We start from the raw sequence: 12812 nt of genomic DNA, 5'->3' as shown, positions 1-12812 counted from the left end.
CGCTCCCGAAGGGGCCCGATGAACCTCTCCTCCCCTTCGTCCGCCGCCCCGTCGGCACGGTCCTGCTCACGGTCTGGCTGGCGCTGGCCGGCATCGCCGCCTTCTTCAACCTGCCGATCGCGTCCCTCCCGCAGGTGGACTACCCGGTGATCTCGGTGTCCGCCAGCCTGCCGGGCGCCAGCCCGCAGACCATGGCCACCAGCGTCGCCACGCCGCTGGAGCGCCGCCTGGCCACCATCGCCGGCGTCAACGAGATCACCTCCAACAGCGGCAACGGCAGCGCGCGCGTGACGCTGCAGTTCGACATCAACCGCAACATCGATGCCGCCGCGCGCGAGGTGCAGGCGGCGATCAATGCCTCGCGCAGCGACCTGCCGTCCACGCTGCGCAGCAACCCGACCTACCGCAAGGCGAATCCTTCCGCGGCGCCGGTGATCATCCTGGCGCTGACCTCGCCCTCGCGCTCGCCCGGCCAGATCTACGACGCGGTGTCCAACATCGTGCAGCAGAAGATCGCCCAGGTGCCGGGCGTGGGCGACGTCGAACTGGGCGGCGGCTCCCAGCCGGCCGTGCGGGTGGAGCTGATCCCCTTCGCGCTCAACCGCTACGGCATCGCGATGGAAGACGTGCGTGCCGCCCTGCAGGCCGGCACCGCCAACCGGCCCAAGGGCGACGTGGAGATCAATGGCCAGCGGCTGCAGATCTACACCGGCACCGGCATGGCCAACAACGGCAAGTCCGCCTCCGACTACCGCAACCTGGTGGTCGCCTGGCGCGACGGCGCCGCGGTGCGCCTGGCGGACGTCGCCGAGATCAGCGACGGCGTCGAGAACATCAACACCATCGGCCTGTTCAACGGCCGTCCCGCCGTGATCGTGCTGGTGACGCTGCAGGCCGGCGCCAACGTGATCGAGACGGTGGACGGCGTGCGGGCGCTGCTGCCCTCGCTGCAGGCGGCGCTGCCTCAGGACATCCAGCTGGAGGTCGCGTCCGACCGAACGCACTCCATCCGCGCCTCGCTGCACGAAGTGGAGGTGACGCTGGGCATCTCCATCCTGCTGGTGGTGCTGGTGGTGAGCCTGTTCCTGCGCAGCGTGCGCGCCACGCTCATTCCCGCGGTCGCCACCATCGTCTCGCTGCTGGCACTTTCGGCGTGATGCACCTGCTGGGCTTCTCGCTGAACAACCTGTCGCTGATGGCGCTGACCGTGGCCACCGGCTTCGTGGTCGACGACGCGATCGTGGTGCTGGAGAACACGGCGCGCCACATCGAGGCCGGCATGGACCGCTTCCAGGCCGCCCTGCGCGGCGCGCGCGAAGTCGGCTTCACCGTGCTCTCGATCAGCCTGTCGCTGGTCGCCGTGTTCATCCCTTTGCTGTTCATGGGCGGGCAGGTCGGCAGGCTGTTCCGCGAGTTCGCCGTCACGCTTTCGGCGGCCGTGATGATCTCGCTGGTGATCTCGCTGACCACCACGCCCATGATGTGCGCCTGGCTGCTGCGCAAGGACGCCCATGCGCGCAAGCCGGGGCGCCTCGCCCGCTGGTCCGAGCGCGGCTTCGGCGGCCTGCAGAAGTCCTACGAGCTGGCGCTGGACTGGGCGCTGGCCGCGCGCTGGCTGGTGCTGCTGATCCTGGTGCTGGTGATCGCGCTCAACGGCTTCCTGTTCGTGCGCATCCCCAAGGGCTTCTTCCCGCAGCAGGACACGGGGCAGATCCAGGGCGGCATGCGGGCCGACCAGAGCATCTCCTTCCAGGCCATGCAGGACAAGATGCGGCAGCGGTGGACATCATCCGCAACGACCCCGCGGTCGACACCGTGGTGGGCTTCACCGGCGGCGGGCGCGCGGGCGGCGGCTTCATGTTCGTCAACCTCAAGCGCGGCGACAAGGCCGAGCGCGGCCAGGCGGTGATCGCGCGGCTGCGGCCGCAGCTGGCGCGCGTGACCGGCATCAGCCTGTTCCTCAACCCCGTGCAGGACCTGCGCATGGGCGGGCGGCAGTCCAACAGCACCTACCAGTACTCGCTCAAGAGCGACAACGAGGCCGACCTCAAGCTGTGGGCGCAGCGCCTGGCCGATGCCATGAAGCGGCAGCCCGCGCTGGTGGACGTGGACACCGACCAGCAGGAAAACGGCGTGGAGACCTATGTCGAAGTGGACAAGGAAAGCGCCACGCGCCTGGGCATCACCTCACGCGACGTGGACAACGCGCTGTACAACGCCTTCGGGCAGCGGCAGGTGGCGACCATCTACGACGAGGTGAACCAGTACCGCGTGATCATGCAGATGGCGCCGCGCTACATCCGCAGCCCGGAGGCGCTCAAGGACATCTACGTGCCCGCACGCGGGACCGGCGCGCCCACCGACCTGGCGGCATCGCTGATGCCTTCGACACCGGCGACAGCGACCAGCACCGCGGCCACAACCGCCAGCTCCGCGAATCCTTCGCTACGCGACGCCTCCACCGGCCAGGCGGTGAGCTCCACGCCCACCAACATGGTGCCGCTGTCGGCGATCGCGCGCTTCTACGAGCGGCCGACCGCGACCTCCATCAACCACCAGGACGCGGAACTCGCCACCACCATCTCCTACAACCTGGCCGAAGGCGCGACGCTGGCGGACAGCCAGGAGGCGGCGGTGCGCGCGGCCGAGGCGGAGATCCGCATGCCGATCAACGTGCGCGGCAGCTTCCAGGGCACGGCGCGGCAGGCGCAGGAAACCAACCAGAGCCAGCCGCTGCTGATCCTGGCCGCCATCATCGTCATCTACATCGTGCTGGGCGTGCTGTACGAGAGCCTGGTGCACCCGGTCACGGTGCTCTCGACGCTGCCCTCGGCCGGCGTCGGCGCGGTGCTGGCGCTGCTGCTGTTCAAGCTGGAGTTTTCCATCATGGCGCTGATCGGCCTGTTCCTGCTGATCGGCATCGTCAAGAAGAACGCCATCCTGATCATCGACTTCGCCCTCGACGCCGAGCGCTCGCGCGGCCTGTCGCCTTACGACGCGGTCCGCGAAGCCTGCCTGCTGCGCTTCCGCCCCATCCTCATGACCACGCTGGCCGCCATCCTCGGCGCGCTGCCGCTGGCCATCGGCTTCGGCGAGGGCGCCGAGCTGCGCCGGCCGCTGGGCATCGCCATCGTCGGCGGCCTGATCGCCAGCCAGGTGATCACGCTGCTGACGACGCCGGTGGTCTACCTGCTGATGGACAAGCTGCGCCGCCGCAGCCCGCTGGAGCGCGAGCTCGGGCGGCACGGCGACACGCTGCAAACGACCTGAACCGAATGAAACTGCGTCCCCTTCCGCGTCCCCTCCTGTCCGCGCTGCTGGCGGCCCTGGTGCTTTCCGGCTGCGCGAACCTCGCGCCCAGGTACGACGTGCCGGCGGTGGACACGCCCGTGGCCTTCAAGGAAGGGCGCGGCGCCTGGGTGGCGGCGGCGCCGGGCGACACGCTGGAGCGCGGCCCCTGGTGGGAACTGTTCGACGACCCGGTGCTGAATTCGCTGGTATCGCAGGTGGAGGTCTCCAACCAGAACGTGGCCGCCGCCGTCGCCGCCTATGCGCAGGCGAGGGCGCTCACGCGCGAGCAGCGCGCCAGCCTGTTCCCGCGCGTGGACCTGGACCAGTCGCAGCGGGTCACCGGCGGCGGCGGCGACACGCCCACGCGCCGCACCTACGCCGTGAACATCGGCGCGAGCTGGGAGCCGGACGTGTTCGGCCGGCTGCGCAATGCGGTGGACAGCGCCCGCGCCGGCGAGCAGATCGCGCTGGCCGACGTGGCGGCGGCGCGGCTGGCCGCTCAGGGCGAGCTGGCCCTCAACTACTTCGGCCTGCGCGAGGCGGACGTGTTGCGCGGCCTGCAGTCCGAGACGCTGGCCGGCTACCAGCGCAGCCTGCAGATCACGCGCAACCGCTACGAGGCGGGCGTGGTGGCGCGCACCGACGTGCTGCAGGCCGAGAGCCAGCTCGCCAACAGCCAGGCCGACCTGCTGGCGCTGGAGCGGCAGCGCGCGACCTTCGAGCACGCGATCGCGGTGCTGGTGGGCAAGGCGCCGGCCAACCTGAGCATCCCGGCCGATCCGAAGTGGAACGTGCGCGTGCCCTCGATTCCGCCGGAGGTGCCCAGCACGCTGCTGCAGCGCCGCCCGGACATCGCCGCGGCGGAACGGCGCGTCGCGCAGGCGAACCACCAGATCGGCATCCAGCGCGCCGGCTTCTTCCCCAGCTTCAGCCTGACCGGCTCGCTGGGACTCAGCGCCGCCAGCATCGGCGAGCTGTTCAGCGCGTCCAGCCTGGTGTGGGCGCTGGGCAGCTCGGTGGCGCAGATGATCTTCGACGCCGGCGCCACCAGCGCGCGCGTGGACCAGTCGCGTGCCGCGCTGGACGAAGCTGCCGCGCGCTACCGCCAGACCGCGCTGACCGCCTTCCAGGACGTCGAGGACCAGCTGGTCGCGCTGCGCGTGCTGCAGGAGCAGCAGGCCTTCCGGCAGCAGGCGAGCCGCGCTTCGGACCTGGTGGAGCAGCAGGTGCTGAACCGCTACCAGGCGGGGCAGGTCGGTTACACCGAAGTGATCACGGCCCAGCAGAACGCGGCCGCGGCGCGCCGTGCGCTGGTGCAGGCGCAGATCGACCGGCAGCTGGCGGCGGTGGCGCTCATCCAGGCGCTCGGCGGCGGCTGGCGCGGGCTCTAGGCCCCTCACGTGCGCGGGGGCATTTGACGCGCGTCAAATGGCCGTCAGCGTGCGGGAGTACCTTCCCGCCATGGGCAACGGCAAGTTCGCGCTGATCCTCGCGGTCCTCATCTCGGTGGGCGTGGCCGCCTGGCCGAGCGTCACGCAGAAGAGCGTGGTGCAGGGCGTGACCGTGGCCGTGACGCCGGGCAACCTGGGCGAGGACGCGAGCATCTGGGACTTCGCGGTGGCCTTCGATTCGCAGGGCCGGCGCCTCGACGACGAGGTGCTGGACAGCGTGGTGCTGGTGGCCGACGGCCGCCGCATCAAGCCGCTGGCCTGGGAAGGCGAGAAGGCGGGCGGCCGGCACCGCGCCGGCATCCTGAAGTTCATCGCCATCCAGCCGAGGCCGAAGGAAATGCAGCTGCAGATGACGCGCAACGGCGAAGCGAAGCCGCGCGTGTTCAGGTTCGTGTTCGGGGACTGGTCGGCGTAGCGAGCTGGGGTTCCTCAGGTTCGGCTGATCGCCTTCTCCTGAGACTACGCGCCGCAGCGGCGCTCGATCGCCCGTCGGCTCACCGCCAGCCTACAGGAGGCTGGCTTCGTAGGCTGGGGTGACGCAGGAACCCCAGCGATGCGCGCAGCGCTACTTCTTCTCCGGCTCGGTGTCCTGCCCGAGCAGCGCCAGCATCCCGCCTTCCAGTGCCTCCATGTGCCGCGCCAGCTGCGGCGTCGACTCCTTGGAGATCTTCATGTAGCCCTTGAAGGTGCGCAGCAGGGTGGCCCGGTCGTTGTGGTGCAGCAGCATGGTGGCCAGCGCGGCCTGCAGCACGTGCACCTGCGCGGCCAGCATCAGCTGGTTGTCCACCAACCCCTGGATGCTTTGCCGGTGGACGTCGAGCGTCTCCCTGATTTCCTGGTCCTGGTCCATCGCGTTTCCTCGTTCGATCCATTGTGACATCGGCCGCGCCGCTCAGGTTTTGAGCGCCGGCGGCGGCGTCTTGGGCTGGTAGTCGCACCAGCGCGCCACCGCGCATTGCCAGCATTTCGGCAGGCGCGCCACGCAGACGTAGCGCCCGTGCAGGATCAGCCAGTGGTGCGCGTCCTGCAGGTAGGCCTTGGGCACGCGCTGCATCAGCCGCTCCTCCACTTCCAGCGGCGTCTTGCCCGGCGCCAGGCCGGTGCGGTTGCTGACGCGGAAGATGTGCGTGTCCACCGCCATCGCTTCCTCGCCGAAGGCCACGTTGAGCACCACGTTGGCCGTCTTGCGCCCGACGCCGGGCAGTGCCTCCAGCGCCTCACGCTCGCGCGGCACCTTGCCGCCGTGTTTCTCCACCAGGATGCGGCAGGTCTCCAGCAGATGCTTGGCCTTCATGCGATAGAGGCCGATGGTCTTGATGTATTCCTCCAGCCCCTCCTGCCCCAGCGCCAGGATCGCCTGCGGCGTGTTGGCCACGTGGAACAGCCGGCGCGTCGCCTCGCCTTTCACGCCCGCGTCGGTGGCCTGCGCGGACAGCAGCACCGCCGCCAGCAGCTCGAACACGGTGCTGTATTCGAGCTCGCTGGTCGGCATGGGGTTGGCGGCCTGCAGGGTGGCGAAGAAGGGCTCGATGTCGGCGGCTTTCATGGTGAAAGTGTAGGCTGGGGTGACGCAGGAACCCCAGCGATGCGCGAAGCGCTGGGGTTCGCCTGCGGGCTCACCCCAGCCTACGAGAGAAACTCGCCCGCCACCGCCTGGATCACCACTCCCTTCGCAGAATCCCGCCGCTGCACCAGCGCGATCTGCCGCTCCTCCGCCCGCGGGATCTCGATCACCCGCAGCTTCGCGTCGCCGGCCCAGCGCGCGTCGCGCAGCAGCGGCACCACCGCCACGCCCAGCCCCGATCGCACCAGTTCGACGATGCTCTCCAGCGCATTGAGTTCGAGGAACTCGCTGGGCTTCACGCGCAGGCGCTTGAGCGTACGCTCCACCAGCCGGCCGGTGTGCTGCGAAGGATCGAAGCGGATGAAGGGGTGGTGCTGCAGGATCGCGCGCGCGCTGCTTTCCTCCAGCTTGCGCGGCGCCAGCAGCACCATGGCCTCGCCGTAGAGGGCAGTCCACACCAGCTCGGGCCGCGCGCCCGGTTCGCGCACCGCGATCGCCGCGTCCAGCTCCCCCGCCTGCACGCGCTCGATCAGTTCGATCGACTTGGCGGCGGAAACGTGGAGGTCCAGCGCCGCATGGCGCGCCTTCAGCGCCAGCGTGGCCTGGATCAGCGGGCGCACGGCGGACACCACGGCGCCCAGGTGCACCGTGCCGGACATCGCGTCGGCGGCGTCGGGCGCCGCCAGCATCTGCTCGTAGAGTCCGAGCAGGCGCCGCACCTGCGGCACCAGCGCGCGGCCCGCGTCGTTGAGCACCACGGTCTTGCCCTGCCGCTCGAACAGCGGCCGGCGCAGCTCGGCCTCCAGCGAGCGCATCTGCTGGCCCACGGCCGCCTGCGTCAGCGCGACCTGCGAGGCCGCGGCCGCGAACGATCCTTCCGTGGCCACGGCGGCGAAGGTCTTCAGGAGCCGGATGCTGCTCATTCCTTATCCTAAAGCAAAGGTTTATCGTCCCTAAAGCACTATTCGCTTTTCCTTTGCTGTCGGCCTTCCTATGATGGTCGGATGAAGCTGCTCGCCTCCCTCCTGCTGGCCGCCTCGGCGCTGCTGGCCCCCGCCGCCCACGCCCAGGGCTACCCGAACAAGCCGATCCGCCTGGTGATTCCCTTCCCGGCGGGCGGCGCCACGGACATCTTCGGCCGCGCGCTGTCGCAGAAGCTCGGCGAGCGCCTCGGCCAGACCATCGTCGTCGACAACAAGCCGGGCGCCGGCGGCAGCATCGGCTCCGACATCGTCGCCAAGGCCGGCCCCGACGGCTACACGCTGCTGCTGGCCACCAGCAGCACGCACAGCATCGGCCCGAGCTTCGGCGGCAAGCTGCCCTACGATGCGGTCGCGGACTTCACGCCGATCGCGCACGTGGGCGACGCGCCCAGCATCATGCTGGTGCCCAACACGGCACCGGCCAAGACCGTGAAGGAGTGGGTGGACTACGCCCGCAAGAACCCCGGCAAGCTGAACTACGCCAGCAGCGGCAACGGCACCGTGGTGCACCTCACGGCCGAATACTTCAAGGCGCAGGCCGGCCTGTTCCTCGTGCACATCCCGTACAAGGGCACGGCGCTGGCCATTCCCGACCTGGCCAGCGGGAAGGTGGACGTGCTGTTCGACTCGCTGCCCAGCGGCCTGCCGCACGTGCAGCAGGGCCGCCTGCGCGCGCTGGGCATCACCAGCCTGAAGCGCTCGCCGCTGCTGCCCAACCTGCCGCCGATCTCCGACACCATCCCCGGCTTCGAGTCGGTGACCTGGTTTGGCATGTACGGCCCCAAGGGCCTGCCCGCGGACCTGGTCCAGCGCATCAACACCGCCGTCAACCAGGCCCTGCAGGACCCGGAAGTGAAGGGGAGCGGCTGGCGCGCCTGGGCATCGAGCCCGCGGGCGGCACGCCACAGCAGTTCGCCGCGATGCTGGAGAAGGACCGCACGCGCTGGAAGAAGATCATCACCGAGCGCAAGCTGACCGCCGACAACTGAACCGCGCTCCCGCAGGATCTCCCATGAAGAACTTCGACTTCCACAACCCCTACCCCACCACGCGCATCCCGGTCTTCGCGCGCAACGCGGTCTCCACCTCGCACCCGCTGGCGGCGCAGGCGGGCCTGCGCATGCTGTGGCAGGGCGGCAATGCGGTCGATGCGGCGATCGCCGCCGCCGCCGCGATGACGATCTGCGAGCCGGTGAGCAACGGCCTGGGCAGCGATGCCTTCGCGATCCTGTGGGACGGCCAGCAGCGCAAGGCATCAACGGCTCGGGCCCCGCACCCGCGGGCTGGACGCCCGGTTACTTCCAGAAGAAGTACGGCGCCGACGCCAAGACCCCGCCCAAGCGCGGCATCGATTCGGTCAGCGTGCCCGGCGCCGTCGGCACCTGGGTCGCGCTGTCCGAGCGTTACGGCAAGCTGCCCTTCGCCGACCTGCTGGCGCCCGCCATCGAGATCGCCGAGCGCGGCTACCTGCTGCCGATCGTGGTGCAACAGAAGTGGGACGCGGCCACGCCCGAACTGGGTCACCTGCCCGGGTTCGCGCAAAGCTTCCTGCCCTGGGGCCGCGCGCCCCGCGTCGGCGAGCTGTTCCGGTTCCCGGCGGCCGCCCGCGCGCTGCGCCTGATCGCCGAGACCAGGGGCCAGGCCTTCTACGGCGGCGAGATCGCCGAGGCCATCGCGCGTTTCAGCAAGGACAACGGCGGCGCCCACACGGCGCAGGACTTCGCCGCCTTCAAGCCGGAGTGGGTGACGCCGATCGCCAAGGATTACCGCGGCTACACGCTGCACGAGATCCCGCCCAACGGGCAGGGCATCGCGGCGCTGATGGCGCTGGGCATCCTGAAGAACTTCGACCTGCGTTCCATGAAGCTCGATGGCGCGGACTCGCAGCACGTCCAGATCGAGGCGATGAAGCTCGCATTCGCCGACGTGTACCGCTACGTCGCCGAGCGTTCGGCCATGGAAGTCAGCACCGAGCAGATGCTGGACGACGCCTACCTCGCGAGTCGCGCCAAGCTGATCGACATGAAGCGCGCGCAGGACTTCAAGGCCGGCAACCCGGTCAAGGGCGGCACCATCTACCTGACGGCGGCCGACGAGAACGGCATGATGATCAGCTTCATCCAGAGCAACTACATGGGCTTCGGCTCGGGTTGCGTGGAGCCCGGCTTCGGCATCAGCCTGCAGAACCGCGGCCACGGCTTCAGCCTGCAGCCCGGTGCCAACCAGGTGGCGCCCGGCAAGCGGCCCTTCCACACGATCATCCCGGCCTTCCTCACCAAGGACGGGCAGCCCGTGATGAGCTTCGGCGTGATGGGCGGCAACATGCAGCCGCAGGGCCACCTGCAGACCCTGGTGCGCATGATCGACTACGACCAGAACCCGCAGGCCGCCTGCGACGCGCCGCGCTGGCGCTTCAACTCCGGCCTGGAGATCAACGTCGAACAGCAGATGGCCACGGCCACCGTGCAGGAGCTGACGAGCCGCGGCCACCGCATGGAAGTCATCAACGACAACTACCAGGACTTCGGTGCCGGCCAGTTCATCTGGCGCATGGGCGACACCAGCAAGGAAGGCTACGTGGTCGCTTCCGACTCGCGCCGGGACGGCCTCGCAGCGGGCTTCTGATCCATTCGGTGCCTCTGCCGGGAGCGCGAGTTCCCCGCGGGGCGCCAACTATGCCGCCGTACCTAGCCGGAAATTGCGTGAGCAGGCGTGAGCCGCCTGGCCGCCTTCGCAACAGAGGTTTCACGGTGCAGCACCCCGCATAGTTGACAGCGCGTCCGCCGCGCCTCGTCCAAAGTGGGTGCATGGATCTGGATGTCACGGTCACCCACGAGCCAGGCCGTACGCGGGTTCTGGTGAGCGGCGACCCGCCGCTGGCAGGACTCTCTTCGCTTCTGCAGGTGCTGGAAGTCGACAGCAGCAGCTGGCCGAACGGGGAAGTCGTTCTCGACCTGCGCAAGCTCGGGAGCCGCTTCGATCGGGCCGAGCAGGCCTTGCTGCGCGAAATCGCGGAGCGCCGCTTGCGCACGAAGCGCGTCGAGCTGCTCTGGCCGGCGGCTTAGCGCTGGGGTTCGGCGCTGCGCGCGCTTACCGCCAGCCTACGAAGCCCGCGCGTTCCCCTTGTAGGCTGGTGGTGAGCCGAAGGCGAACCCCAGCTAACGCGTGCCGCGGCGCCGCGCGAACAGCGGCGAGGTCGTGCTCGCGAGCGCCAGCTCGCCCGCCGCGGCGAGCACGGCGTCGCCGAGCTGCAGCATGCGTTGCGGCGTCAGGCGCACCAGCGGCCCGGCCACGGTGATCACGCCGATGGCCGCTTCGTTGCGTCGCTGCACCGGTGCCGCCATCGCGCTCATGCCGGGCGCGTACATCTCGCTCATCACGCTGAAGCCGCGCTTGCGGTCCTCCTCCAGCACGCGCATCAGCGCCTTGAAGGTGGTCGGCGCCTTCGGCCCGTAGGCCTTTGGCTCGCCGAAGCCCTGCCGCGCGACCAGCTCGGTGGCGCGCTCCTCGCTCAGCGTCATCAGCCACGCGTGGCCGCCCGCGCTGCAGGACAGCCGCACGTCGATGCCCATGTCGGGGTCGTAGCGCAACCCGAAGCGCGCGCCCTGCGCCTTGGCCACGAAGGTGAGGCGGTCGCCATCCACCAAGGCGAGCCGCACCAGTTCGCCGCTGGTTTCTGCGAGGCGGTCGATGATCGGCTGCGCGATGTCGACGATGCCGGAAGCACCGAGGTAGCCGAGGCCCACCGACGCGAGCTTGGTGGTCAGCGCGTAGTCGCCGTGTTCGCGTACCTGGCGCACGTAGCCGCAACGTTGCAGCTCGGACAGCAGGCGGTGGCAGGCACTGCGCGGAAGTTCGAGTTCGTCGGCCAATGCCGCGAGCGGCATGCCCCCAGGCTGCGAGGCGAGGGTCTCCACGATGCGCAGGGCGCGATCGATGGTGCCCGTCGGGGCGGCTGCCGAATTCGTCATGTGAAACGGAATTCTGGTGTGGAACGGTGTTCCCACCGTCTGCCTATCATGCCGCACTTTCCCGTCTACATCGCAGGAGACACGCGTGACACCTACCACCCGCCGCGGCTTCGCCGGCCTTGCATTGCTTGTTGCCGCCGCCGCCGTCGGCGCGCAGGACGTGCAGGAGCGCACGATCAAGTTCGGCCACCTGAACAACCCCGATCACCCGACGAGCCTGGGCGTGCGGAAGTTCGCCGAGATCGTCGCCGCCAGGAGCGGCGGCAAGATCAAGGTGCAGGAGTACCCCTCCTCGCAGCTGGGCAACGAACTGCAGCAGCAGGCCGCGCTGCAAGGCGGAGTGCAGGAAATGCTCGTCGCCTCCACGACGTCGCTGAATGGCATCGTGAAGGAGTTCGGCCTGCTGGACTTTCCGTTCCTGTTCGCCAATGCCAGGCAAGCCGATGCGATGGTCGACGGCCCCCTGGGCAAGGCACTCACCGCGAAGCTGCCCGAGAAGGGCGTGATCGTCCTGGGCTTCTTCGACCTGGGCTTTCGCAACGTGACCAACAGCAAGCGCCCGATCACGAAGGGGTCCGACCTGGAAGGGCTGAAGCTGCGCGTGATCCCCAACCCGGTGTTCCTGGAAACTTTCAGGACGTTCAAGGCAAACCCGCTGCCGATGCCCTTCGCCGAGCTTTACGGGGCTCTCGAGGCCAAGGCCGTGGACGGCCAGGAGAACCCGTTCGCGGTGATCGCCTCGAGCAAGTTCTACGAGGTGCAGAAGTACGTCAGTGGCACCAACCACGTGTACGCGACCAATCCGATCCAGATCAGCAAGCGCTTCTGGGACCGCTTGTCGCCCGTGGAACAGAAGCTGCTGCAGGACGCCGCCATCGAGGCCCAGAACTGGCAGCGCGTGGTCAGCCGCGACGTTTCCAGCAAGGCGCTGGGCGAGCTGCAGGCCAAGGGCATGATCTACAACGACGTGCCCCCAGCCGAACTGCAGAGCATGCGGGCCGCGGTGCGCCCGGTGTACGACAAGTTCTCCTCCGCCTACGACCCGGCCGTCGTGAACCTCTTCAAGGCCGAACTGGAACGCGTGTCCAAGCTCTGATGCGAAGCGGCCATCCCGTGAAAATCCTCGTCCTGCACGGCCCGAACCTGAACCTGTTCGGCCGGCGCGAACCGCACATCTACGGCACCACTACGCTGGCGCAGATCGACGAGCGCCTGCAGTCGCTGGCGCGCGAGCTGGAGGTGGAGCTGGACATCCTGCAGTCCAACCACGAAGGCGCGCTGATCGACTTCCTGCACGCCAACATCGACGCGGCCGCCGGCGCGCTGGTGAATCCCGCGGGACTCACGCAGCACGGCGTGCCGCTGCACGATGCGATCAAGGCGATGCCCTTCCCGGTGCTGGAGGTGCACATGTCGAACATTGCCGCACGCGAGGAGTGGCGCAGCCATTCCATCATTTCGCCGGCGGTGCGGGGGACGGTGCAGGGGTTGGGCCAGCAGTCGTACCTGGTGGCCTTGCGGGGGTGGTGGCGCTGGTGAGGGAGAAGGGGTG

10 protein-coding genes and 3 pseudogenes are annotated in these 12812 nt (G+C 69.2%); 8 read left to right on the top strand and 5 right to left on the bottom strand.

All coding sequences use genetic code 11. From position 1 onward, the window contains the following. The first annotated feature begins 18 nt into the window (after positions 1-18). From HK415_RS24915 to HK415_RS09815, 3 genes and pseudogenes are all read left to right on the top strand, one after another. Positions 19-3270, top strand: a pseudogene (locus tag HK415_RS24915) (efflux RND transporter permease subunit). A gap of 5 nt (positions 3271-3275) precedes the next feature. Continuing rightward, positions 3276-4682 carry an efflux transporter outer membrane subunit gene (locus HK415_RS09820; RefSeq protein WP_171558560.1) on the top strand — a complete coding sequence of 469 codons (1407 nt, stop codon included), beginning with the start codon at positions 3276-3278 and terminating at the stop codon, positions 4680-4682. A gap of 37 nt (positions 4683-4719) precedes the next feature. Continuing rightward, positions 4720-5157, top strand: coding sequence for a hypothetical protein (locus HK415_RS09815; protein ID WP_171558558.1), 438 nt, complete (start codon positions 4720-4722; stop codon positions 5155-5157). A gap of 150 nt (positions 5158-5307) precedes the next feature. Here HK415_RS09815 and HK415_RS09810 read toward each other — a convergent pair whose 3' ends face one another. The 3 genes from HK415_RS09810 to HK415_RS09800 all read right to left on the bottom strand — a co-directional run bounded on the left by HK415_RS09810 (position 5308) and on the right by HK415_RS09800 (position 7229). Then, a complete protein-coding gene (locus HK415_RS09810) occupies positions 5308-5592 on the bottom strand; it encodes a hypothetical protein (protein ID WP_171558556.1) in 285 nt (94 codons plus the stop codon). Positions 5593-5634: 42 nt separating this feature from the next. Then, positions 5635-6288, bottom strand: coding sequence for an endonuclease III (nth, locus tag HK415_RS09805; protein WP_171558554.1), 654 nt, complete (start codon positions 6286-6288; stop codon positions 5635-5637). Positions 6289-6368: 80 nt separating this feature from the next. After that, positions 6369-7229 carry a LysR family transcriptional regulator gene (locus HK415_RS09800; protein ID WP_171558552.1) on the bottom strand — a complete coding sequence of 287 codons (861 nt, stop codon included), beginning with the start codon at positions 7227-7229 and terminating at the stop codon, positions 6369-6371. A gap of 81 nt (positions 7230-7310) precedes the next feature. Here HK415_RS09800 and HK415_RS09795 point away from each other — a divergent pair. Beyond that, a pseudogene (locus HK415_RS09795) lies at positions 7311-8278 on the top strand (Bug family tripartite tricarboxylate transporter substrate binding protein). A 49-nt stretch (positions 8279-8327) separates the two neighbouring features. On the opposite strand, the gene HK415_RS26960 reads toward HK415_RS09795, so the two are convergent. Next, positions 8328-8489 (bottom strand): hypothetical protein, encoded by a 162-nt coding sequence (locus HK415_RS26960; protein WP_373684668.1) that lies wholly within the window; start codon positions 8487-8489, stop codon positions 8328-8330. Here HK415_RS26960 and HK415_RS09790 point away from each other — a divergent pair. Both HK415_RS09790 and HK415_RS09785 read left to right on the top strand, forming a co-directional pair. Then, positions 8413-9914 (top strand): annotated as a pseudogene (locus HK415_RS09790) (gamma-glutamyltransferase family protein). The gene HK415_RS26960 and the pseudogene HK415_RS09790 overlap by 77 nt on opposite strands. A gap of 182 nt (positions 9915-10096) precedes the next feature. After that, positions 10097-10354, top strand: a complete 258-nt coding sequence (locus tag HK415_RS09785; protein ID WP_171558550.1) for a hypothetical protein — start codon at positions 10097-10099, stop codon at positions 10352-10354. A 93-nt stretch (positions 10355-10447) separates the two neighbouring features. On the opposite strand, the gene HK415_RS09780 is transcribed toward HK415_RS09785, so the two are convergent. Further along, the gene (locus HK415_RS09780; RefSeq protein ID WP_171558547.1) at positions 10448-11260 is read right to left on the bottom strand and encodes an IclR family transcriptional regulator; all 813 of its coding nucleotides are present in this window, start codon (positions 11258-11260) and stop codon (positions 10448-10450) included. 85 nt (positions 11261-11345) lie between these two features. Between HK415_RS09780 and HK415_RS09775 the strand changes: the two genes are divergently transcribed. Continuing rightward, positions 11346-12356 carry a TRAP transporter substrate-binding protein gene (locus HK415_RS09775; protein ID WP_171558544.1) on the top strand — a complete coding sequence of 337 codons (1011 nt, stop codon included), beginning with the start codon at positions 11346-11348 and terminating at the stop codon, positions 12354-12356. A gap of 17 nt (positions 12357-12373) precedes the next feature. After that, positions 12374-12799, top strand: coding sequence for a type II 3-dehydroquinate dehydratase (locus HK415_RS09770; protein ID WP_171558542.1), 426 nt, complete (start codon positions 12374-12376; stop codon positions 12797-12799). Positions 12800-12812 lie beyond the last annotated feature (13 nt).

Source organism: Ramlibacter montanisoli (assembly GCF_013087525.1).
GTDB classification, from domain to species: domain Bacteria; phylum Pseudomonadota; class Gammaproteobacteria; order Burkholderiales; family Burkholderiaceae_C; genus Ramlibacter; species Ramlibacter montanisoli.
The sequence above is the reverse complement of the archived record's forward strand: the minus strand, read 5'-3'. Positions and strand labels throughout refer to the sequence as shown.

Bases quoted from the DNA above. Each gene is read 5' to 3' on its own strand.
- HK415_RS09780 (WP_171558547.1), bottom strand. From the start codon at position 11,260: ATGACGAATTCGGCAGCCGCCCCGACGGGCACCATCGATCGCGCCCTG.
- nth (WP_171558554.1), bottom strand. From the start codon at position 6,288: ATGAAAGCCGCCGACATCGAGCCCTTCTTCGCCACCCTGCAGGCCGCC.
- HK415_RS09820 (WP_171558560.1), top strand. From the start codon at position 3,276: ATGAAACTGCGTCCCCTTCCGCGTCCCCTCCTGTCCGCGCTGCTGGCG.
- HK415_RS09800 (WP_171558552.1), bottom strand. From the start codon at position 7,229: ATGAGCAGCATCCGGCTCCTGAAGACCTTCGCCGCCGTGGCCACGGAA.
- HK415_RS09785 (WP_171558550.1), top strand. From the start codon at position 10,097: ATGGATCTGGATGTCACGGTCACCCACGAGCCAGGCCGTACGCGGGTT.
- HK415_RS09810 (WP_171558556.1), bottom strand. From the start codon at position 5,592: ATGGACCAGGACCAGGAAATCAGGGAGACGCTCGACGTCCACCGGCAA.
- HK415_RS09815 (WP_171558558.1), top strand. From the start codon at position 4,720: ATGGCCGTCAGCGTGCGGGAGTACCTTCCCGCCATGGGCAACGGCAAG.